We start from the raw sequence: 22335 nt of genomic DNA, 5'->3' as shown, positions 1-22335 counted from the left end.
CTACGAGCGCGGCAAGTGGACGAAGCGTATCGTCAAGCGGTGCAGACTCCGCGGCGTTCTGAATTGGACCGAACGGCTGACGTCGCCACGGCACGAGTAGTCGTCCTCTGGAACGTATAAAAGTTCAGGTGACAGCATCGGTGAGGTGAAGTCCCGGATGAACTGTTCTATGTCTGCAGCATCACTGCTTGGCTGCTGTACCTCGACAACCACGCCCTGCCCGTGTGACCAATAGGTGCTCATTACACGAGCACGCATTTCACCAATCAGACCGATCCGACGGAGCAGAGCGCTTTGCCACACCGGATCCTCTGGAAGGCCGTCCTTGTAATGTTCCATCTCCAGACTCGTCCAGCCTGCAGGATACCGGGACGCCAGGCATGTACCGACCCGATGTTCCTCAACGAGCCCCGACTGGTGGCCCAGTTCCCACTCTTGGGCAGTAGTGCCGCTGATGATGATCTCCGCGTCCAGTTCATGACGAAAAAGGCTTAGGCCCAGAGGATGCGGCCGGACTCTTAGTCCAGGAACGCCATAAAGCACCGCTGACACGTGCGGGGACTCGATTACGGGCATGAGGTCGAGGGCCAACCTGGGAAGCAGCCCCGGAGCCACCGGCCCAAATATCAGCGTGTTCGGTGTGGGCACCACCTTGCCTAATTCGAAGAGGCGGTCCGACCCGTCCATCGTGCTGGGAAAGAGGTCCCCAATCTTGGAGAGCACAGCCCCTTCCAACTCTTCTTGGGGCGGTGTAGGGGCGCAAACAATTGGACCCCCATGGGCGGTGTGGAGTCTGAGTGCTTGAACATAAGTCTGCCCAGTAGCGCGAGCTACAAGTCGCATTTTTTTCTTCAGGTTCTTTGCAACGGCCACAGGAATCCTCCGATTTGTCCTGCCGACCCAGGAATCAGAAGATGGGTACCCTCATGGAAAACCGCTAAGAAAAAGTCGAGCGTTAGCCACTTGGGCCCTTTTTAGGCAGACACCCCGGTCGGAGGGGCTGGTATCTACGGTTGCTCGTAACCTCAGATAGAGGATACACGTTCTGACTCGGCTGGCAGCGGTCTGCTAACTGCCGCCGGGTTGTAACCAAACCTTCTTGTGCCCAAAAGACGGCGTCGTCGGGATGAGGCCATCCTCAGCTGGAACGCTCCCTAATTACGGAACGTAACTTCTAGTACATGTCTCCGCTGCACATATTGAACGTCCTCCCGAGACTCTCACGCCGAAGGGCCAACCTACAATCCGGGCCGGGAGCCGCATTTCCACATGTCAAGATTGTGAGACTTCCAGTCCGGGGCTTCTCCGGCCTATGACGAGGTACTCGTTGAAGTCTCAGGAAGGATTCGGGACTCGGCGAGCATCGGCAAAGCCGACATCGGCTCCCTGCTGCTTTGGAAGAGACTACGTGCCGACACGCGCTGGGTCTGGGACCTGATGGCCATGAGGACCTCCAGATTCGCCGTGTCACAGAGAAAGGCTGTGGCAGCTGTCAACGACACCTCCTTGGGCGTACCCGCCGCAGCCAGCCGGGGCCGCGCGGCACTCTCCGTGTTGCCAGGATTCGTGCAAGGAGACGCCCTGGCATCGGCCCTTCTGACGGCCGCCGCCCCGAAACGCATGGCGGTGTATGATCGCCGCGCCCAAAAGGGATTGGAAACGCTGGGGCTCTCACTATCGGCGACGTCGGGAAGCTACATGCAAATCGTCACCGATCTGTCGTCCGCGGCGGAGCATCGAGGTCACAACTGGTCCGCCCGCGAAGTCGGCCTGGCACTGTATTGGCTGGGTGGTCAGGGCTAGGCCAGAATATACCTCAGTTCTCCTCGCGCAACCCTCTGTTGCCCTGTCAAGTGTGAGTGCGCCCGGGGCCGAAAACGTCGTGGACTTCGCTCCACTCGCTACCCGGAGCTTCAGACAGACTGGGGGGCATGGCCGTGCCTGGTTCAGCCACATAGGCCTTGGAGATTTGAGGCGCCCACTCCGTGGCCGTTACGGATACGGGTTGCGTGAAGAGTTCTTCGGAAAGATCGAGGCTGTCGTCGACGACAAGCCGCTCGATCAGGTGAAGTGCCTTGACGGTTGCCAGCATCTCGGCGCAGACCGTTTTTGTTGCATTCAGCAGCATTTCTTCGGCACTGATTCCTGCAGCGTAGCTTCGCCGTATCTCGTCCTCGTGCAGCAGTTGGCCGTAAAGCCAGGCGCCAGCGACCTCTTTGTTGGTCAAGCTGGGTTCCGTTCGGGGTTTGGTTGGGCCACCGTTGGGATAGTCGGGGTCAGCGACCCTGAAATCAGCCCTCAGGGCCTCGACCTCTTTCTTGGCGGAAGGTACGGCCTCTCCCAGCGCGTTGAGGACCTTGTCGTAGTGCACGCCGTCGCTCATCAGAAAAACGGGGCGCACTCGCGCGGCGGCCGATTCGACCTGCTCTGTGGGAAGCAAGGGAGCGGGCTTCATCGCAACGCCCCGCTTACCGGTGACCGGATCGTAGGTGAGGTTGAAGGTCATCTCCCAGGAAGCGTGCTTCTCCAGTACCCGTAGGTCAGCCGCAAGGGAGTGTTCCTGCACCAGACGTGCGCGCACCACAAAGCGCGCCAGCGTCTGAAGTCCCGCCGCTTTCCTTGCCTCATTGCCCATAAGCTCGCCGGTCCAGATCAGATCAGATGGGCGGCGGACCGCACCGTGGCCAAACATTCTTCCAAAGTCGGTGCCTCTCCGTAAATCAGGCGTGTTGCGAGCTGGTAGGACCGCTCCAGATGGGGCAGAGACTCCTCGTCGGGTGAAAAGGCGCGGCTCGCAGCATACCCTTCTGCTGGACGTTCCGTGAACGAGAAGCTGGCGGCTGCTGAGTGATGTCCGATGTCGGCGACAAGGCTGGCTACGCCGTCCTGGCCAGCTTCCGCCAGAGCGGACACGACCCGGTCGTCATTAAGGAGGCGGTGGATGTCATAAAAGTGACGGCCGCCCCGCTCAAGTGCTGTTTGGGCGCTCTGTTCCGGCAACCTGGTTACCGCGTCGTGGACCAAAGCGAGCTTTTCCAGCAAAGTCCGCTCCGGCGCCAAAACCTGTACCGGCACGGCCCCGAACTCCTCGTACGCTGACTCGGGCTCATTGAGAACATCAATAGCGTATTCCGCGGCCAGCGAGCGGATATGCCGCGTCTCGGTGGGGAAAGTCCCACCGCGGGTGCCCATCTCCAATAGGACGCCTTCGGTAATTGCCGGCGACCCATAGGAGGCCGGGAAGTAGTAGCGCATGTTGCGCTTGACGCCTGTTGATGAGCCTTCCAGATCAGCGTGGTCGCCGTCGAGGCCGAGATGTGCGCAAATCTCATTACAGATGGCCTTGAGGAATTTGTCTTTGGCCTTTGTGGAGCACTCGTCCGGGAACCCGATCAGCAGATCAACGTCTTCCGAAAACCGGTGGATGATACCGAAGGCGCGGCTCAGGCTGGTGCCCCCCTTGAAGACGGCGGAGACTGGCAGGACGGCCCCCGACTTGTCAGTTATGGTGCGGGCCTCCATAGCCGAGCGAAGCACCTCGATAACCCAAAAGTCCTTTTCGATGAAAGCCTGCGGAAGGCCGAAGTGCCGCGCCGCGGCATCAACGAGTGCCTGAAGGTCGTCGGGTCCGCTTCGCAGCTGTGGAGACGTCAAACCGCCAACTCCGCGGCTAACTGACCCCATCGGCGACGGACGTCAGGAGCCTCGCGGGGAACAGCGTCAGCGATGAGGTCCGGATGTATACGGTTTTCGCTGACGAACTTCTTTGACGCCGCAACGAAGCCGGACCAACCGGATTCGATGACGCCGGGTTCGCGGAGCAGTTCGAGCAGGCCTATGTCCCAGTACGACAGCTTTTGCCGTGCAGGGTTGCTTCTCTTGTGCAGTTCTACTCCGTCCAGGCCTTCTCGCATTGGGCCGGAAATTGCAAGGTCCACCTTGGCAGGAACCTGGGTAGTGAGACCGAAGGCGCGGGCTGCAGAATAGCCGCACGGACCTGTGCCTTCGGTGCCGAGCACTTCCAAAGCGGTTTCCAGAATGCTGGGCCTGGCCATGCCAAACCGAGTCTTCGGACCCTTGTAGTACAGGCCGCGCGCCGCTTTGACCAGCTTGCCGTCTCTCGCCGCCCGCGACAGTGCAGCACGGGATGCAGCCGAACTGCCCGGGATGTCGGAGACACGCACGTACGACTTCTCTGGAATCTGGTCCAGGAAGGCGGTCGCGGAAACCTTGGTAGCCGTGCTCATGTCACAAAAGCTTACGGAGTTTGTGACGAAACTACAAGCCGATATGCCCTCGATGACCGCCTCGAAGCTGGCGGCAAACTGTCGATTGACAGAAAGCCCGAGTCGTTGATCCAATCACTTCCAGGGCACGGGATGGCCCACGACTATGGGGGAACATTGCTGCTGACCGCCTTGCTCGATGACGAACGGGTCGACGCCACGACGCATACCAAGGAGTCCTGGTCCGACCTGCAGAGGTCAGAAGACCGGAAGCGAATGGTTATGCCAGTCTGTGGTGTACGTGCGGTAGCCAAGACCCGGGGACCGGTCACCCGCTACTTCGCCCACCACAAAAGGGGCGGCTGCAAGGTGGACCATGGCGGTGAGTCACCGCAGCACCTGGCCATGAAGGAGGCGCTGAAGCTTTGTATCGAGCGTGTTCCTGGCTGGCACGCGGCCCTCGAGCACCCGCACCCATCCCGTGAGTGGATCATCGACGTCCTTGCCGAGTCGGACGACTTAACCAAACGAGTCGCATTCGAAGTGCAGCTGTCCTCGCAGGTGCCTGGCAAATATTTTTCAAGGTCGCAGGCCTACTTCGAGAACGGCTTCTTCCCGATTTGGCTCATCCCCCGGCGGCTTGACTACCACGAGATCAAGGTCCCGGTAGTAGTGACGGGCTTTGGCAAGACGACCGACGTGCCGGAGGACCCCTCCGAGCTGCTGGCCCTGCCCGCGGGCCAAAACTTCGTCATGGCCGGCGGCAGCGTAGGCGCATTCGTCGAGGCCCTGCTCCTGAAGGGCCCCTCCTGGAAGCACGGCACCCCTCATGCCCAGGCAGAAGCTCAGAAGGCCGCTGCAGAGGCGCTAGCCGCCGCAGTAGAGGCTGAGCGCCAAAAACAGGAAGCTGACCAGCAGGCAATCGAGGTGATGAACGACCTCTCTGCCTCACCCTCATCGGCCTTCGGTCCACGCATCGTGCGCACCCAGGCAAACACCTACATCTGGGGCAGCCTTACCTGCTGCTGGGATTGTGACGAGCCGATGCTGGTTTGGGATGCCCGGACGTGGGCCTGGGGAGGCGGGATGCCGAATCTGCAGGTGAAGTCCGAAGTCGACCGTAAGCGGTTTGAGAATCACCCCGAGGTACACCGCGCCGTAGACAACTGGATCAGAGCTGTCAGGGCCGACGTCAAGAAAGCAGTCATCGAGAATCGGCGCACCAAAGCCAGCTGCAGGTACTACAGTGCGTTTGTCTGCCCATCCTGTGACAGGACGATGGGGCAGTTCTTCATTTCATGCATCCGACCGGAGAAATGGTCGCTCCTTGGTAGTCCGGCCGTCGTGCCCCAACCACCCACCCCTGTCGTCCAAACGCCTGTATCCACGCCGCCGGCCCGGGTTGTCCCAAGGCGGGTGGCCGCCGCTCCCGCTACTCGCACGCGGTGCCGCATTCACGGGGCCCCAAGGGAGGAGTGCGACTGGTGTCAGAACCGACCTTCACCGCGGCTGGGCAAGCGCTATTGAGGGGTGGCCACTGAGCCGCGCCTTCTGGTGACTACTTACATAGTTGAGCGGCCTCAAAAGCCACGCTGGATTGTGACGGCTGGCCCATCGAGAACTTATTGAGCCCTGCTGTCCGGTCGGCACGGGTATCGCATACAAGGGAAGTCCCGCCAAAAGACTCAGCTCCCGTGACGGGTCTTCTTATTGCTGACGGTTAGGCTGCCTGGCCGGTCTCCTCAATGGTGGGCAGCAAGGGCGCCCACTCTTCCATCTTTGCCTGGGTCGAAGCCGCCCCAGCCGTCGGCGATGGTGCCGTCGGCGGCACGGACGATGCACAGCGGCGCGGTCATGGCGCCGAACTGGAGCCCGTGCTCGCGTACGGCGTCCTGGTGGAGCTCCGAGTGCTCACTAAGCACCGGGCTGACGTACTGGATGCCCAGCTTGCTGGCTTTGCGGTACGTGGCGCCGCACTGGACGCAGGTGGGCATGGAGTAAATCTCCAGGGTGAAGTCGGCGCCTTCGGAGACGGGGGCGCGGGCTTCGAGGACTGCAGCTGACATGTGGTTCTTCATTCTGTTGGGGGTGGGCTGCACTCGGCTGTGCGGCTGTTCGCGGATTGCAGTTACCTGTCGCCGCTAATAGTGGACGGCCGATCAGCGCGGCACTTGGGTTCTCGTGCGATCAGCATTGCGTCTCAGAGTCGGCACTGCTCTACTACGAGTTCTGGTCCCACAGCTTGTCCTGACCACCCAGCAGAGCCAATTCTTGGACTTTAAGCGCCAGTTCCCCGAACTCTGAGGGCACTTCATCAACAGCTTCTGCCGCATCGCTGACATCTCCACGGCTGAACGAGCCACCACGGGCATTTCGCAGCCACGATTTGAAGTCATCGCGGGTCAAACCAGCGGCACGCGCTTCATCGTACTGAACCTCGAGTTGGTCCCACGTCGCTTCCCCTGGAAGAAAACGAGACGTCGGAAGGTAGCAGATTATGTCCCGCTTCTTGAGGCCGAAGGGGTGAATCCGGTGTAGGACCCGGGAGTCAATGGCCCTTTCTCCCAGAGCGTGAAGCCACACGAGTTCACCCCCGGCGCCGAGCCGCAATAAGCCAGCCAAAGCAGCCCTTGCTTGCTTGTGTTTCCCCGCCAGGTAATACCCCGTGGCCGTATTCCAGGTCTCCAGCGCCCTGGGCCCGTTGACGTTATCAACCACGAAAACAACGGACGCATCAGTGGCATCGAAAAGGATCCGTGCATCGGCGATCGATCGCGCGTGTGCAGCTCCGTTGATAGGTAGGACTCGGCCGCCGGCCCTCCTGATGTCACCGCCTATCAATCTGTTGATCACGATCTCGTCGTGGATGCCTTCAACCAGCACGAAGACACGAGTCAACTGGAGCAGGTCGCTAGGGCTTAAGCCCAGGTTTGTAGCAGTTTCCGAAGTAAGGGAGGAGGTCCCGAGGTCGACGGGGCGAAGCACAGTTGGGTATCCGCGTAAACGGGACACGTGGTGGAGTGCGGCATCCACTCGGACATCCAAAAATGAGGGTGCATGGGAAGCCGCAAGAACCATCAAGTTCGTTGAGCTACGACGAAGCGCGTTGAGCATATGCGGTAGCTGCCACTCGCGCATGCGATGGAGTCCCCGTTCGGGTTCATCGATGATGAGAATCTGTGGGCGGCTGTCGTCCAATCCCGAAAGCGCCCACTGAAGTGATGCTAACGCCCACCTAAGTTCCGCACTCGACAGACGGCCAATCGAGATTGATCGGAGGTCCACAGTCGCCGTCCATTCCGGCACCTCCCCCACGAACCACTCGCTCGGCGATTTTAGCTCCAAGGCCAATGTAAAAAAGTGCGGGCCGGTCATTTCCAAAAACAGGTTCGCGGTTTCTTCGAGTTGTGCCACACCGCGCGTGAAACTGGTGTTCATAACTGTGGTTGTTGCGTCGGCAATCTCAATCAAGTCTCCGTGCCGCTCCGCGAGTTGAACGAGCATGCGATTAGTGGTCTCAGTGACACTGGCAATGGTCCCTCTGTCAGAGATGACATGAACCGGCGCATCAAACACCTCACCAAGCGGCGCCACGGGGATCGAAAAGTGCACTGGCCACTGAGAGAGATAGTCCCGTTCCAACTGCGCTTCATCAGCAACCAGTCGGTTCCAGTAGGTATCCTCAAAGTCGATCAACGGGGAGCTCAAGCCTCTAATGTCCTGCAGGTGCCTGACGTCTGGATCGGCCAGCATGGCGCTCATGGCATCTCGAAATTTCTCGTTGTACTCCCGAAGGGAGGCCCATTGCTCCTCGCTCAGTTCTGCGCTCAAATAGGTCCGCCACGCTGGGTTTGCTAAGGTCCCGCTCGGTGCGAGGCAGAGTTGGATAGACGTCTGCTGGGCCAGGAGGGGTAGGTCCCATATCCACTCCGGGTACATTTCGGGCGCTCGCCCCAGAACTTCGTTGATAAGCATCTGCCACGCTTCCCGGCGATCCCAAGTGTCAGACAGCTGGCTGGCGTCGAAATCGGCGGCACCCACGGAGTCCAGAAGTGCATGTTCGAAGGAAGACATAGCTAAGCCAGGCCCACGCTCGTCAAGCCTAGTGAGGCGAATGTGTAAGCACGAACGGTTCGATGCGGCCCCGCCTGGTTCGGTGGGACCAATTCCTTGGAGGACTGCCTCCGCCTCACGGAGGATGGAAGTCTTGCCGGTGCCATTTAGGCCGTAGAGGACTGTCAGTGTGTCATCGACGTCTAGGTGAACAGAATCCAACGGTTCCGGCCCGAAGAGGCTTATCCCCAGTACCTCAAATCCGTGACCTTTGAGCGACATGTCTACCTTCCCCTGTTTGATCGATTACACCACGACCGAAACTCCTGCATTCGATTGACCCGGCTCGGCGTGGTGCCCTACGCGTCACGGTTTAAGCGAGAGTGCGAGTGGCTTCTCCCGACGCACAGACAGGGGGCCATTTCGGAACGGGAATCGCAATAGACAACGGCTGGAGCCCAGTGGGCGATGTCCATGGCACCGACCGAAAGTAGGGTGAATAGGTACACGCTTTTCTGAAGGCGTGCCATCATGGGCAGAGTTTGCGTGGACGGTACACATGCCGGGGAGGCCACTATTTAAGGCAATCAGCATGTCCAGGCTTTCGGCTTCCCGGACCTCGCCCACGACCAGCCGGTCTGGCCTCATCCGCAGCGCTTCCTTGACCAGGCGCCGGAGCGGGATCGCGCCTTCGCCCTCCAGGTTGGGTTGCCGGCACTGGAGGCCTACGACGTCACGCAGCGGGAACTGGAGTTCGAAGATTTCTTCAACCGTGATCACGCGTTCCCGGCTTCCAATACTGGCCGCCAGGCAGTTCAGCATGGTCGTCTTGCCGGCCTGTGTTGCGCCGGAGACCAAGATGTTCAGGCCGCTGGCAACTGCCGCCCCGAGGAACCGCGCAGATTGCCGTGTCAGTGTTCCGAGCTCAACAAGGTGCTCGAGCCGGCTCGCCTTCACCACGAATTTTCGAATGTTGACCGCCCAGTGGCGACGGGTGACGTCCGGGATGACCACGTGGAGCCTGGACCCGTCAGGCAGGGCGGCGTCAACGAAAGGCGAGGACATGTCCAGCCGTCTGCCGGAGCTTTTCAGCATGCGCTCGACGAGATCACGCACCTGCTGCTCCGTCAGGCTCAGTGACGTCAGTTCGGACTCGCCGTTGCGCGCTACAAAGATCTCGTTTGGCGCGTTGAGCCAAATCTCTTCTATCGAAGGATCGTCGAGCAGCGGCTGGAGCACACCGAACCCTGCCACGGCGTCGAACAGGAATCTGCGCGCTGCGTCCAGGGGGCCGATGGGCGGGAGCGGGCCCATCAGTGCCCGTTCGTCGTAATCCGTGACCGCAGCCTCCACCAGGCGCCGGACCTCACCCGCTTGCTTGAGCGGATCCAACCCACGGCGGCGGATCAGTTCACGGACCTCGTCCTCGACTATTCCCAGCGCGTCCATATGTCCCCCATACAAATGCCGCCTCCGTCGGAGGCACTGCGACTGGCTTACAGCCTAGGGAGAGTACACCACGCTGCCAAGTCATATGGGCGGCCCCTGTGGACAAAGTCGCCCGTGCTTCAGCGGAAAGTGCCGGTGTATGGGCTAGCTGGCGCTGGGAACACGGTCTTCAATTGCCGGGTCGGATCGCTTGGCAGGCCGCTTCTTCAACCTCATCGCGGGGCGTTCGACGGCAAAGTAGGTTACTGCCGACAACGGCAAAACGATGCCAAGCACCAAGACCACATTGAACGGCAGCGCAAGGGCAGACGACCCGACAGTCAATTGCCGTCTCATGAGCCAGAAGATGATCGGCAGATGCCACAGGTAGATGCTGTAGCTAATGAGGCCGACAAACCGGATCGGAGACCACTCCAGCACGGCCGCGAGCCGGTTCGGCCCGTCGTTCCTGGACGAGGGAAGAACAACCGCCAGGAGAAGCAACGCCGAAGCCACGCCCGCGAAGTTGGACAGAAACGGCATTGTTCCGCCCGCGCCGGCCACCAGAGATGCGGCGGCTCCGGCCACAAGGAACAGCTTGGCAGGGATGCCCACGCGCCGAACGCCGCGCTCGTTCAACAGGACAACAATGAGTGCGGCGGCCATTCCGTACCCAAACAGGTCAGCCTGCCCAAGAAAGCTTCGAAGCAGGACGGCGGTCCACGTCTGACCAAATGCGAAGTCAATGAGCTGTGCATAACCAAGGTTGTCAGCTACTAGGTGACCCCAGAAGGAAACGCCCAGGCCAATGACAATCAGCGCGGCCGCCGGGACCGCCAGCGCCGTCGCCTTCGGCATCCCCCGCCTGATGAGCCCAGCGGCGAGCAAAGCCATGACGGGGACGGCCACGTAGAAAGTGATTTCAGCCGTCAACGACCACGCCACCGGCAGACCACTCATCACGAACTGGGGAATGAACATGTGTACCAGCAGTGCATTGGCGACGAATTTCGCCGGATCTGTTAAGCGCCCGACGTTCTCCGGACCAAAACCGTGCGTACTGCCCACCAGGTAGACGCATCCCATGGCGAGCGACGCCACACAGAAGATGAGCAGGTAGGCCGGATAGATGCGGAGGACCCTGTTTCTTGCATATCGCCGGAATGACGGCAGCTCGCTGCCGCGGAGAAGCGACGAAGCAAACGGCCTGAACAGCAGGAACCCTGAGAGGACAAAGAACAAGGGCAACCCCTGCCCCAGGACTGGGAGGATGACTTGGCCGACAGGTCCGGCGTGCACTTCATCGGAGGCCATCAAGCCAACATGGTAGGCCAGCACAGATAAAGCCGCGGCGGCCCGGAGGCCTTCAATGCCGGCGAGCCGCCGGCCCCAGCTCGGGGCAGGTGCGACATTGTTGTCCAAGATGTGTCCTTTCCTCGCGGACGGCATGAGTGACAGGCGTTTCACCTTCGCAGAATGGCGCACGGCACATCGACCTTCCAGTTTCCCGGCGCCGTTGCGACCACGTGCGCAACCATCGCCTGGTTCGCCGCGCAGGCCGCGCGGGCGTCCGCCACTCCCACAGCCCAGACGGGACCGTCTTGGCGGAATGAAAAAGAGGGGAAGAAATACAAGCACTGCAAAAGGGCGAAGACTGTCAGCACCGAAGTTGCGGCCTTGGCGGATGTTCTTTCCAAAGCAACTGCCAGGAGAGGAAAGAGCACAAGAAGAAACATGGACGGCACTACGCTGTATCTGCCCAGAAGGAATTCATGCCACTGGGCGGCCGTGAATTCCGCGTAGTTGAACTCTCTCGAGAAATTGAAAAGAACGGCCGCAGCCCAAACGCCCACCGAAGCGACAACCGCGACGACGGCAACGCCGCGATGGGCAGCTGTGCCTCGAAACAGGAGAAAGAGAAAAGCCGCGAAAAAAGGGAGCGCCGCCAACACGATCGGGACCGCACCAAAGTTCAATGTGATAAGCGCAATTTGGTTGGACGTACCGAACACTACGGCCGAGCTGCTGTTGAGGAACCACCCAACCACCACGGACAGTATGTTTGCCGGCTCAAACGGAGCGGAACGCGGATAACTCACGGTCGTGAAGACCTGGCAAGCGATACCCAGCAACAACCCGGCCCTGGCAGGCCACAACCACTGGTCTCGAAACCGGTAAAGGAAGATCGGAACAAACATCAGCGTCAGTATTTCGGTCAATGATGAGAGCGCGGCCGCAGCGAACAGGAGAATGCCCTCAGGTTTGTTCCGCGCCTGTTTGATAAGCAGCCAAGGAGCGAGCCAGAGCAGATACCAATGCAGGTTGGCAAAATTTCCCTGCGTCTCCAACGCTGCTGGTGCCACCATGATGGTGATCGAGGCCCACGCCAGTCTAGGTACAAGGCGTGTCGATATGGCGCTTGCACAATGGAAGACCATCAAGGCGACGAGACCAATGATCAGGCTGCTCAGAAGTGAGATGGCCAAGGCATAAGCATCGACGGGGAACAGGCGGACGACGAACGCGGCTGCAAATCGCGGCACCACGTGCAGATAGCCTTGGTAAGGGGCAAAAACTCCGAGAATTCCAGGACGGGCCAGTGCATCCTGGAGGAATACCGCTCCATCCTCTGCCCAGATGGTGCCTTGAGCTGTTGGGCTAAGGCGGGCAAAAGCAATGAGACTGGCCCCTAAAACAGCGACAGGAGCCGCTGACATCCTCCAGCCGAGCGTCATGGAAGCGTTAGAGCCCTGATTGCTGTTCATCGTCCCTTATGACCCCCGGCGTTGAGCGTACTAAGCCGGCTAGTAATGGATGCGCGGTCAACGAATGCTCTCTCGGGACGCGCCTCATGAATGCTACCGGATACGCCAGCGATTCAATCAAAGCCCCAGGGCGGACCCGACGCCGAAACCTCACACGAGCCCCAGCAGAAACACGCCTACCACTGGTCCCCCACGCAACACGATGCTATGGTGAGCGCGTTAAGTGTCAGTAACTGTGTTCGGCTGGTCCCTGGGGGGACCACGGCACAGTAAACCAGATGGGCGTTCGGGGGAGCGCGCATTGCCGTCCGGAGCCAATATGAAGCGGAACCTGTCTCAGTCCCGTACCCCATTCCTGAAGTACCTAGGGGTGGTTCCGCTTGCGCTTGCACTCGTAGTAGGCCCGGGCCTCAGCGGCCCCGCCATAGGGCTCGAATCGAGCCCTACCCCAACCCCCTCCCCGTCGTCTCCCACCGCACAGGCCGCACCGTCGGCCGCGCCCACGGCAACGGCTGCGCCCAGCACGGCACAGCCCTCCCCCGGTCCGACCCAGAGCCCCGTGGCCACACCGTCACCACAGCCCCAGTCAATGGCCGAGGCCATCGGACCCGGCGGCGCACAAATGGGCCAGCGTTCAGCTCGGGTAACGTCCGCCGCTTCTGCGGCTGCTGCCAAGCCCAACAGCATCGAAACTCTGTCCGCGCAGGGCTCGTGGATGCCCACCTTCGGTGTCCAGGGGCTGGACGTCAGCTATTACCAATCATCCGTTGACTGGCAGCAGCAATGGAACATGGGAGCGCGCTTTGCCTATGTGAAAGCATCTGAGGGCAACTACTACACAAACCCTGCCTACAGCTCCCAGTACCAGGGATCCCGGAACGTTGGGATGATTCGCGGGGCGTACCACTTCGCAATTCCGAACTGGTCGTCTGGAGCGGACCAAGCCACATACTTCGTCAACAACGGCGGGGGGTGGTCCCCGGACGGATATACGTTGCCACCAGTCCTCGACTTTGAATTTAACCCGTACGAGGGCAGGACCATCAACGGCTTCTACTTCGGCAACACCTGCTACAACATGTCCCCGGGACAGCTGGCTGCCTGGGTTCAGGACTTTGGAAACACGGTCAGGTCGATGACCGGCAGGCTGCCCATGATCTACACCAACACGAGTTGGTGGAATCAATGCCTCGGCAATCAGACAGGCTTCGGTGACTACCCGCTGTGGGTTGCCGCTTACCCCGGTTCACCGACGAACGACGCCGGCGCAGTTCCAGCAAGCTGGGCAACCTACAGCGTCTGGCAGTACAGCAGCACGGGGCCGATGGCCGGAGACTCCAACGTGTGGAACGGCGATTACGCATCGCTGCAACGGTTCGCCGGAGTCGCCCTGCCCACCGGCAGCTTCGACGACCTCTCCGTGGTCAAGAACGGGAGCGACGTCAGCCTTAGAGCCCGTGGATGGTCGGTAGATCTGGCCAACATTCCGGCGTCGAACCAAACGCATGTCTACGTCACCGGCCCGGACGGAACCACGACAGGCTATCCCTGGACAGCGGATGCCTACCGACCCGACGTCAACAATGTCTTCGGCTACGGTTCGTCCCATGGCTTTGACGGGACGATACCTATCACCAAGTCGGGAAATTACAAGGCCTGCGCCTACTCCATCGGTACCTTCGATAACACCTCTCTTGGCTGCAAGTCCATCACCGCTTCCGGCGTCGAAGCCCCGATTGGAAATTTTGAGAGCCTCAGCGAAGTAAGAACTGCTGACAAAGTCAGTCTCCAGCTCAAAGGGTGGGCTGTAGATCTGGCAAACCCTGCCGCCAGCACGTACGCGGACACCTACGTAACCGGCCCAGACGGGACAACCACCGGCTACCGGATGACCGCAAATACTTCCCGGCCGGATGTTCAGACTGTTACCGGCCTGGGATCCAACCACGGCTTTGACTACCAGGTGACCCTAACAGCGCCCGGAAATTACCAAGCGTGCACATACGCCATAGGCCAAAACTCGAATCTATCGCTTGGATGCAAGAACATCAGTATCGGTGCCAGCCCGGCACCCATCGGTTCGTATGATGCTCTTTCCCTCGTGCAGGCACCCAACACCGCAAACCTCCAATTGACCGGCTGGACCCTGGATCCCAGCTACCCGGGAAAGATCAACACAGTAAGCGTCTACGTGTCCGCTAAAGACGGCACACCCGTAGCCAATCCAGTAATGGCAACGGCAACGGCGAACCTTGCCAGGCCTGATGTGAATGCCGCCTTGAACACGATCGGCAACCACGGCTACCAAGCCCAGATCGCGATCAGCGCCCCTGGCAACTACACCGTGTGTGCCAAGGCCGTAGGGGTTGCCCCCCTCGCAGCGGGACCTACCGCGCTGGGCTGCCGCGACATCACCGTGCGGCCGACTCCGCCAACCATGGGAAGCCTCGACACGGCAGGCATCCAGGTCTCCAACGGCCAGGCCTTGCTGACAACCCAGGGGTGGACCTTGGATCCGGCCATGCCTGGCTTCTCAAACCCCGTACACGTCTACATCACGTATCCTGACGGCACCACGAAGGGGTATCCGTTCACCGCCAACCTCAAGCGGTCAGACGTCAACGCCGTTCTGCAGACCATCGGAGACCACGGGTATTCAACTACCGTAGCCATCACGGCGCGAGGCAAATACAGCGTTTGCACATATGGCGTCGCAGTATCCCCATTCAGCACTAACAATTCCCAGCTTGGATGCCGAAGCTTGACCTACTAGGACCGAACAGGTTGTAATTCAAAGGTATGGCAAAGCACGACTCATTGGATAAAAGGAGCGTTCTATGCGGCCCGAAGGTCCACAGCATAGTCGCTGATCAAAAGGGCTCATTGCATATGCGGCATGCCGCGCACTTCCCATAGAGTCGAGAGACGCTGGGGCTATATGGGATTCCAAGAAAGTCGCGAAGTCTGTTTTTGATCCCAAAATTACCCAGACAACAACGGACATTCGGTGATGAAGTCGAACTTACCTACTGGACAGGCCAAGACTACTGTTTCACACCGGCCGAAAAACGTGGAATGCGGGACAGGTGCTGCAGGGCCGGGGGCAGTATAACGACGACGAGCATTACCTCGCTCAGCATGAAACCGGCGGCCACACCGTTGGCACCAAAGGTTCGTCCCAGCGTAAACATAGCTATCACGCCTACCAGCGCTCCAATTGCCGTTCCGGCAAGGACGAAACGAGTCTTCAGCGAAGGTATGAGCAGGTTGCGGATCAAGGGGGTGGACACAGAGACCGCGAAGAAGGCGACGCCGTAGAACCACATGGTAGAACTAGCGGCCTTAACCTCATCACCAAAAAGCAAGGCGGTCCCAAATTCACCGACAAGGCCTAACGCCAGTAGTCCGAGCAGTCCAAGAGCGCAGTGAGCGAAGATTGCGGCAACCTGACGCCGCCGGGGACTATCTGCGTGGGGATCTAGAGTCCAAGCCTGCAAAGTATTGCCAAGAGTAGTAACAGCTATGAGCCCGAACCTGTACAGCTTGTCGGACGAGGCTATGCTTCCGGCGACCGATGTACTTCCGGTGGCCCCTGCCAGAGGAACGGGCGCAGATACATACACTCCGCCCAAAGCATCAACGCTGGCAACGCCAAGCCTTTTTCCTAGTCCTTCACGAATATCAGAAATACTCCGCCCCCTAAAAAGTGGGGGCCATCCAAATTTGTACTGAATCGCAAGTGGCCCAGCTATAGACGAAAGGATCCACAAAAGCGGGTAGGACCAGAGAGACTGCGTAAGGAAAACGAGTAATGCGGCAAGTAAGGTTGCGACTAGACGTGGAATCATATCGTAGACAGCCATACCCCTAGGCTCACCGGCCCCGATGAAATACCAATTAGGTGTCAGCCCGTTGAGGCAGAACGCCACTGCCATGGCCACAGTGAAGAGCCTGTATTCTTCGGCACCAAGCGACCAGGACAGACATGTGGCAACCGGCACAACGGCACAGGAGATCAGGAGGCGCTCACCAAGCGATTCAACCCACAGGCTGCGGCGGACGCACTCATCTTTTGATTTTGCAATCAGCGCAGGCCCCAAAACATTCCAGCCATAAGTAATCGCTATGCTACCGAAAGTGCCTACAGATTGCCCCACCGCCAAGCTGTACCAGCCGTCCAATCCGCCGACACGCGCCGCGATAGGGAGAAGCAGTAGAGGCGCAAGTGTTCCAATAAGGGGCACAAACGTGAAACCCGCAAATCTCCTAGCGAGCAGCATCCTATTCATTTGGCAGAAGTGCCCTATCGCACATTCGTTATCACTGCCTCAAATTTTTGAGCTGCTTTCGATGGGCTATTTTCGCGCATGTCAGCCAGCCCTCTGGAAGCTAATGTTTGAGCAAAATGAAGATCATTCAAAAGCCGATCTACATTATTCCGTAATCCCTCGGCATCCCCTACTGCCGAAAACAGAGCCCCGTTTTCGGCATAGGCCCTTACGCCGCCGATATCGGTTGACACGACAGCACATCCGCTTGACATGGCCTCAGCGGGAGGCAGGTGCCAGCCTTCGCCGTCACTGGCGCATAGATACAACTTCGAGGATTGGTAAGCATACCGAATATCCTCTTTGGAGGGATTTTTTATAAACACCACGTCTGGGTGCAGACCACTGGGCCTTGTACCTGTCCCGAAAGTGATGGCTCGAACTCGAGAATCTCGCTCCATGAACGAATTTATTACTTCAACGACCAGGTCTGCCCTTTTCCAAGGAACATCAGAAATCATTGCACAAATATCGAAGCGACGTTCACTTAAAGGCGGACCTGCAGGAAATTCTTCAGGGTCAATACCGTTGGGAACCAAGTCACATTCCTCGCCCAAGGAATGCATGTGTTCCTGTAACCATGGGGCGATTACGACCTTTCGCAGGGGAAGCTTCCATGTCTTATCAATAAATTCGGGCGCAGCTGACCAGTCCTCGTAGTGCTGGATGAAATATGATGCCGGAATCTTCCGGCGCCGGGCTGCAGAATTCACAACGTGCGCGGTCTGAACTTCTGTGGCTACCAAGAAATCCGTCTTGGGCAACATCATCGGCATCAGGTACGGCAAGGTGTAGACGCTAATCCTTCCGTCCAGCTGGAACCAATTGGGTTTTTGACGAGGTCGAAAACTGGATACAAGTGAAGCTATTGGTCTCCTGACGTCAACGTCGCGACGCTTGGCACCCCAAAGAAGGAGAGCATGTATAAGCGTAACTTGATAGCCCCGCTCTGCGAGATGATTCGCATAGGTATAAACGACCTTGTAACCACCAATGGGGTACTTGCTAAACCCGGGCAGAACAATCGTAATACTGCCACCCGCCGGCGCTTTCGACGATGTGTCCACGGACAGCCCCTGTTTCCTATCGTTTGACACGGTTTTCCCTGAGAACTTCAGACGGAACTTGTTCAACAGCGTGCTTTCAGATTTCCAGGTTGAAGGCCAAGGGCTCCTGCCGCATCGGACAAGTTCCATTGGAAAACCGGCCAAGAATTCCAAAAAACAAGAAAAGGCGATATCTCCGCGTCTCAAGCCCAGTATCAGGGCCTTCGACGCCTGGACCCACCCGTGAGAACTTTGGAACGGCGATATCCCTGCCTCAAATTCTGGAGAGGTAACCTTGACGCGCTGACGGAGAGAGTCTGCCATTACCCGACGCCATCCAAAGCTCATGCCATTGGCTGTCTTCAGGACCGCTAACGGGCTGGCGCTTCCCTGATATTTGCGAGAAAGCGCTATTAGATGCTCAAAGGATTTGAATAGACTTTTCCGCGCCTCAGCCTCGCCCAGGACGTTGGCGGCATGCTGCACGTAATCCTGGAGGATGTCGTCGACGACCAGCGCTCCCCCTGTGGCCTTCGCACACACGGCGAGCCAGTGGTCGTGGACCTGGGTAATCGCCGCGAACCGGGGAAACGGCAGTGCCAGGTCCAAGAGGTCACGACGGAAAAGGCAGAGACTTCCCGTCACTTGGTTCTGAGCGATCAACGATCCGAGACTGACGTCTTTTCGATACGTTGAGTCGGCCACAATGTGGTTCCCGGGACGCCTGACCACGCGGGCTTGCCCAGCTACGAGGCTGACGTCATTTAGGTGTGGAAGAAGCGTTTCGATCTTCGACGGATACCACGAGTCGTCTTGGTCCGACAGCGCAACCCACTCGGCGTTCCCTGGGACATGCTCGAGAACCCGTTCGAAATTTCCGTAGAACCCCAGGCGGTCCGGGAAACCGAGGACCTTGAAGCGCTGGTCCCCGTTCGTCTCCCGGGTGACAAATTCCTGGACCTCAGCGTGGCCGCCGTCGGCGGAAATAAGGCACTCGAAGTTGGCATGCGTCTGCGCCTGTATCGAGAGCAACTGAGCCCTGAAAAGGTCCCAGTCGGGTTTGTACGCCGCCAGGGCGATGATTCCAAAGGAAGAGGAGTCAAAAGGCATGGTGAACGTCTAGACAGTCGCCGACTGCTGAGCAAGGTAGGCTTCAAGTCCGTCACGCGCAGCCCTGGGAGCGAAGCCGGATGCCTTAATCTTGGAAAGATCCAACACGCTGTTCAGCGGCCGCGGGGCAGCCTCCTTGCCCTTGAAGTACTCTGCCGTGCTCACTCCGGTGACTGCATCACGGGATCCACCGGCCAGCGCGTAGACGTCTTTGGCGATGTCGGCCCAGGACTGCGGCTCCCCGTCGTTCGTCAGGTTGTACGTTCCGTAGTCCGCTCCGGTATCGAGGAGGTGCCGGATTCCCGCAGCAATGTCATCGGTAAATGTCAGTCGGCCGATTTGGTCGTTGACCACTGACGGCTCAATCCCGCGGGCGGCGAGGGACGCCATCGTCCTGACAAAGTTGTTGCCCTCGCCGATAACCCAGCTGGTGCGGAGGATGTAGTGGCGCGGAACCGTGCTGACAACTGCGTCCCCTGCGGCCTTGGTCTGCCCGTAAACCCCCAGCGGACTGAGAGGCTCGTCCTCCGAATGGATGGCGAGGGAACCGTCGAAGACGTAATCCGATGAGACGTGGACCAGGGTCAGGTCGTGCTCGACGGCGGTCTTTGCCAGGTGCGCCACCGCGGTCACGTTGTTGGACCAGGCGGCGATCCGGCCTTCGGGAGTCTCGGCCGCATCCACGGCCGTGTACGCGGCCGCGTTGATGACAGTCGAGTAGTTCTTCCAGTTCCTGGCTGTGAACGCTTCGGGATTGGTGACGTCGAACTCCGCGCGCCCGGCGAACTCCACGGACGCGTTCTCGGCATACAGCGCCCGCAGGGCCTTACCCAGCTGGCCGTTCGCCCCCACCACCAGCGTCTTCTTCGCCGGCATGGGTACGACGTCTGCCAACCGTGGATGGGCTTTGTCCTTGTCGGACAGTTCCGCCTGTTCAAGCGGGATGGGCCATTGGATGGCTGCCGACTCATCGGCCAGGTTCAGGAATGTGTACTGTCCCTGCGCATCGGCCGACCAGTGGTCATTTACCAAGTACGTGTACGCCGTGTTGTCTTCCAGGGTCTGGAAGGCGTTCCCCACCCCACGGGGAATGAAGATTGCCTGGCTGGGGTCGAGTTCGGCCGTGAACACGCTGCCAAAGGACGGCCCTTCGCGGAGATCGACCCAGGCACCGAAGATGCGGCCGGTGGCAACGGATATGAACTTGTCCCACGGCTCTGCATGGATGCCACGCGTGGTGCCGGCCTTTTCGTTGAACGAAATGTTGTTCTGTACGGGACCGAAGTCGGGCAGCCCAAGGGCCAGCATCTTCTCGCGCTGCCAGTTTTCCTTGAACCATCCCCTGTTGTCTCCATGGACAGGGAGGTCATAAACAACGACGCCGGGAATGGCAGTGGGGTGGGCGGCGAGCTTCTTGGAGAACTCGATGGTCATCGTCTACTGGCCCTGTTCCTTGTATTTCGCCTCGGTCTGGGCTTTCTGGGGACGCCACCAGTCCTGGTTGGCCCGGTACCACGCAATGGTGTCCTCGATGCCGGCGTCAAAGTTCGAGAACTGCGGCGACCAGCCGAGCTCGTCGCGCAGCTTGGTGGAATCGATGGCGTAACGCAGGTCGTGGCCCGGACGGTCCACCACATGGTCATACGCGTCCGGGGACTCGCCCATGTGCTTGAGGATCAGCTCGACAACGTCTTTGTTGTTCTTCTCGCCGTCAGCACCGATGAGGTAGGTCTCTCCGATCCTGCCCTTGGCGATGATCGCCAAGACGGCAGATGAGTGGTCGTTGGCGTGGATCCAGTCCCGAACGTTCTCGCCCTTGCCGTAGAGCTTGGGCCGCACGCCATCGAGGATGTTCGTGATCTGGCGCGGGATGAACTTCTCCACGTGCTGGTAGGGACCGTAGTTGTTGGAGCAGTTGCTGATGGTCGCCTGCAGGCCAAAGGACCGCACCCACGCCCGCACCAGCAGGTCAGAGCCCGCCTTCGTTGAGGAGTAGGGACTGGACGGGTTGTACGGCGTCTGCTCGGTGAAACGTTCCGGGTCATCGAGCTCAAGGTCTCCGTAGACCTCGTCCGTGGAAATGTGGTGGAAGCGCTTGTTGTGCTTCCGGGCGGCTTCGATGAGCGTGTAGGTGCCGATGATGTTGGTGTCCAGGAACGGACGGGGGTCGTGCAGGGAGTTGTCGTTGTGGGACTCGGCGGCATAGTGGACCACGACGTCGGCGGCAGCCACCAGCCGGTCCACCAGCTCCGCGTCGGCGATGTCACCGTGGACGAATTCGAACCTGTCCTCGGGCAGCCCCCTCAGGGATTCCATGTTGCCTGCGTAGGTCAGCTTGTCCAGGACGGTTACACGGTCATCCGTGTTCTCAAGAACGTAGTGGACGAAATTGGAACCAATGAAGCCGGCGCCGCCGGTGACAAGGAGATTCTGCATTAGCCCAGCTTAGCGTCTCGGCCCTCCCCCTCACCGACCGCGGAGTCTGCGCAACGCCTCAATGACCAGCCGGGCCAGCATGAACCGTGCGGCCGCTATCCGCCGGAGCGAACGGAAGCCCGCCGGTGTCTCGTTTTGTTCATGCAGGCGGCGCAGCAAGCTCGGCGCTTCAAGGTGGGTAATGGACTGGGCAAGGTTGCCGCAGATGGCGATCCAAAGGTCGTGCGATTCACGGACGTAGGACGGGATAGGGGTGACGATGTCAACAAAATCACGCCGGAACGCCATGCCGCACCCGTAATAGGCGCGGTAGCCAACCATGATTCCGAAGAGGTTCGCAAGGCGCCGGCCGTTCATTTTCGCCGTCAATGGCGGGATCCACGGCCGTGGGCCGCCACCGAGCATGGCAAAGTTCGTGGCCACCACTGCTGAATCCCGGAGGGCTTCCAGCATGAGGGCTACCCGGCCGGGGACCCACACGTCGTCCTGGTCGGAGAGGAAGATGGTTTCGCCCGTGCTCGCACCAATGGCGGCCTCGAACGCGCGGACGTACCCCACGTTGCTGGCTCCCCGAATCAGCCGGATCCTCGGGTCGTTGAAACCGTCAATAACCTCAACGGTGTTGTCCGGGGAGGCATCGTCGTAGATGACAAGTTCATCCGCGGCATCCAGCTGGTCGAGGATCGAACGGATCTGGTCTGCGATAAAGGACGCACCCCGGTAGCTCGCCATGCAGACGCTGACACGGGTGGCGGAAGGAACACTGGGCGGGACGCTGGTCATGCAACCGACACTAACTGATTCACCCATGCCTCCGGGCGCGGCAGGGTCGGGAGCACGCGGTGCCCTGTTCCCGCCGCCGTTGACTCGGCCGCCCCGGCCGGCACGCGCTAGGATGCGAACCATTGGCCAAGGGGCCGGCGGGGGCAGCCGCGGCCTGCCG

General features: G+C 59.7%; 17 protein-coding genes. 3 read left to right on the top strand and 14 right to left on the bottom strand.

Going from position 1 to position 22335, the window contains the following annotated elements; genetic code table 11:
• On the bottom strand, positions 1-723 hold the full coding sequence (locus tag QRM95_RS18140; RefSeq protein ID WP_285248844.1) for a hypothetical protein: 723 nt from the start codon (positions 721-723) through the stop codon (positions 1-3).
• Positions 724-1482: 759 nt separating this feature from the next.
• Between QRM95_RS18140 and QRM95_RS18135 the strand changes: the two genes are divergently transcribed.
• Positions 1483-1803 (top strand): hypothetical protein, encoded by a 321-nt coding sequence (locus QRM95_RS18135; RefSeq protein WP_285248843.1) that lies wholly within the window; start codon positions 1483-1485, stop codon positions 1801-1803.
• 46 nt (positions 1804-1849) lie between these two features.
• On the opposite strand, the gene QRM95_RS18130 is transcribed toward QRM95_RS18135, so the two are convergent.
• The 3 genes from QRM95_RS18130 to QRM95_RS18120 are packed head-to-tail and all read right to left on the bottom strand — an operon-like array spanning position 1850 to position 4247.
• Complete coding sequence (locus QRM95_RS18130; RefSeq protein WP_285248842.1) at positions 1850-2635, bottom strand: hypothetical protein; 786 nt, start codon at positions 2633-2635, stop codon at positions 1850-1852.
• Positions 2636-2652: 17 nt separating this feature from the next.
• Entirely contained in the window at positions 2653-3654 is a 1002-nt protein-coding gene (locus QRM95_RS18125; RefSeq protein WP_285248841.1) for a nucleotidyl transferase AbiEii/AbiGii toxin family protein, read from the bottom strand.
• On the bottom strand, positions 3651-4247 hold the full coding sequence (locus tag QRM95_RS18120; RefSeq protein WP_285248840.1) for a hypothetical protein: 597 nt from the start codon (positions 4245-4247) through the stop codon (positions 3651-3653). The genes QRM95_RS18125 and QRM95_RS18120 overlap by 4 nt, the downstream gene beginning before the upstream one ends.
• Positions 4248-4379: 132 nt before the next feature.
• Here QRM95_RS18120 and QRM95_RS18115 point away from each other — a divergent pair, with 132 nt between their 5' ends.
• The gene (locus tag QRM95_RS18115) at positions 4380-5753 is read left to right on the top strand and encodes a competence protein CoiA family protein (protein ID WP_285248839.1); all 1374 of its coding nucleotides are present in this window, start codon (positions 4380-4382) and stop codon (positions 5751-5753) included.
• 215 nt (positions 5754-5968) lie between these two features.
• On the opposite strand, the gene QRM95_RS18110 is transcribed toward QRM95_RS18115, so the two are convergent.
• The 5 genes from QRM95_RS18110 to QRM95_RS18090 all read right to left on the bottom strand — a co-directional run bounded on the left by QRM95_RS18110 (position 5969) and on the right by QRM95_RS18090 (position 12472).
• On the bottom strand, positions 5969-6292 hold the full coding sequence (locus QRM95_RS18110) for a glutaredoxin family protein (protein ID WP_285248838.1): 324 nt from the start codon (positions 6290-6292) through the stop codon (positions 5969-5971).
• Between the two features lie 154 nt (positions 6293-6446).
• Positions 6447-8300: an ATP-dependent nuclease gene (locus QRM95_RS18105; RefSeq protein WP_285248837.1), complete on the bottom strand. Its 1854-nt coding sequence runs from the start codon at positions 8298-8300 to the stop codon at positions 6447-6449.
• A 345-nt stretch (positions 8301-8645) separates the two neighbouring features.
• Positions 8646-9728, bottom strand: a complete 1083-nt coding sequence (locus QRM95_RS18100; protein ID WP_285248836.1) for a TadA family conjugal transfer-associated ATPase — start codon at positions 9726-9728, stop codon at positions 8646-8648.
• Positions 9729-9872: 144 nt separating this feature from the next.
• Entirely contained in the window at positions 9873-11129 is a 1257-nt protein-coding gene (locus QRM95_RS18095) for an acyltransferase family protein (protein WP_285248835.1), read from the bottom strand.
• A 41-nt stretch (positions 11130-11170) separates the two neighbouring features.
• Positions 11171-12472, bottom strand: coding sequence for a hypothetical protein (locus tag QRM95_RS18090; protein ID WP_285248834.1), 1302 nt, complete (start codon positions 12470-12472; stop codon positions 11171-11173).
• Between the two features lie 589 nt (positions 12473-13061).
• Here QRM95_RS18090 and QRM95_RS18085 point away from each other — a divergent pair.
• Entirely contained in the window at positions 13062-15245 is a 2184-nt protein-coding gene (locus tag QRM95_RS18085; protein ID WP_285248833.1) for a lysozyme, read from the top strand.
• Between the two features lie 271 nt (positions 15246-15516).
• Here the strand turns inward: QRM95_RS18085 and QRM95_RS18080 are convergent, their stop codons facing one another.
• Genes QRM95_RS18080 through QRM95_RS18060 form a run of 5 tightly spaced genes read right to left on the bottom strand, consistent with a single transcriptional unit; the run spans position 15517 to position 22175 of the window.
• Positions 15517-16752, bottom strand: a complete 1236-nt coding sequence (locus QRM95_RS18080) for an oligosaccharide flippase family protein (protein WP_285248832.1) — start codon at positions 16750-16752, stop codon at positions 15517-15519.
• Positions 16753-16775: 23 nt separating this feature from the next.
• Positions 16776-18956 (bottom strand): glycosyltransferase, encoded by a 2181-nt coding sequence (locus QRM95_RS18075; RefSeq protein ID WP_285248831.1) that lies wholly within the window; start codon positions 18954-18956, stop codon positions 16776-16778.
• A gap of 9 nt (positions 18957-18965) precedes the next feature.
• Entirely contained in the window at positions 18966-20390 is a 1425-nt protein-coding gene (locus QRM95_RS18070) for a sugar nucleotide-binding protein (protein ID WP_285248830.1), read from the bottom strand.
• Positions 20391-20393: 3 nt separating this feature from the next.
• Positions 20394-21392 (bottom strand): dTDP-glucose 4,6-dehydratase, encoded by a 999-nt coding sequence (rfbB, locus tag QRM95_RS18065; protein WP_285248829.1) that lies wholly within the window; start codon positions 21390-21392, stop codon positions 20394-20396.
• A 30-nt stretch (positions 21393-21422) separates the two neighbouring features.
• The gene (locus QRM95_RS18060; RefSeq protein ID WP_285248828.1) at positions 21423-22175 is read right to left on the bottom strand and encodes a glycosyltransferase; all 753 of its coding nucleotides are present in this window, start codon (positions 22173-22175) and stop codon (positions 21423-21425) included.
• Positions 22176-22335 lie beyond the last annotated feature (160 nt).

Origin of the sequence: Pseudarthrobacter sp. efr-133-R2A-89 (assembly GCF_030209315.1) — a bacterium.
In the GTDB taxonomy this organism is placed as follows: Bacteria; Actinomycetota; Actinomycetes; order Actinomycetales; family Micrococcaceae; genus Arthrobacter.
Note: the sequence above shows the minus strand (reverse complement) of the source record. Positions and strands in the feature narration are given on the sequence as shown.

Bases quoted from the DNA above. Each gene is read 5' to 3' on its own strand.
- QRM95_RS18130 (WP_285248842.1), bottom strand. From the start codon at position 2,635: ATGGGCAATGAGGCAAGGAAAGCGGCGGGACTTCAGACGCTGGCGCGC.
- QRM95_RS18080 (WP_285248832.1), bottom strand. From the start codon at position 16,752: ATGCTGCTCGCTAGGAGATTTGCGGGTTTCACGTTTGTGCCCCTTATT.
- QRM95_RS18060 (WP_285248828.1), bottom strand. From the start codon at position 22,175: ATGACCAGCGTCCCGCCCAGTGTTCCTTCCGCCACCCGTGTCAGCGTC.
- QRM95_RS18120 (WP_285248840.1), bottom strand. From the start codon at position 4,247: ATGAGCACGGCTACCAAGGTTTCCGCGACCGCCTTCCTGGACCAGATT.
- QRM95_RS18075 (WP_285248831.1), bottom strand. From the start codon at position 18,956: ATGCCTTTTGACTCCTCTTCCTTTGGAATCATCGCCCTGGCGGCGTAC.
- QRM95_RS18100 (WP_285248836.1), bottom strand. From the start codon at position 9,728: ATGGACGCGCTGGGAATAGTCGAGGACGAGGTCCGTGAACTGATCCGC.
- QRM95_RS18070 (WP_285248830.1), bottom strand. From the start codon at position 20,390: ATGACCATCGAGTTCTCCAAGAAGCTCGCCGCCCACCCCACTGCCATT.
- QRM95_RS18105 (WP_285248837.1), bottom strand. From the start codon at position 8,300: ATGTCTTCCTTCGAACATGCACTTCTGGACTCCGTGGGTGCCGCCGAT.
- QRM95_RS18110 (WP_285248838.1), bottom strand. From the start codon at position 6,292: ATGTCAGCTGCAGTCCTCGAAGCCCGCGCCCCCGTCTCCGAAGGCGCC.
- QRM95_RS18115 (WP_285248839.1), top strand. From the start codon at position 4,380: ATGGCCCACGACTATGGGGGAACATTGCTGCTGACCGCCTTGCTCGAT.
- QRM95_RS18090 (WP_285248834.1), bottom strand. From the start codon at position 12,472: ATGAACAGCAATCAGGGCTCTAACGCTTCCATGACGCTCGGCTGGAGG.
- rfbB (WP_285248829.1), bottom strand. From the start codon at position 21,392: ATGCAGAATCTCCTTGTCACCGGCGGCGCCGGCTTCATTGGTTCCAAT.
- QRM95_RS18085 (WP_285248833.1), top strand. From the start codon at position 13,062: ATGGCCGAGGCCATCGGACCCGGCGGCGCACAAATGGGCCAGCGTTCA.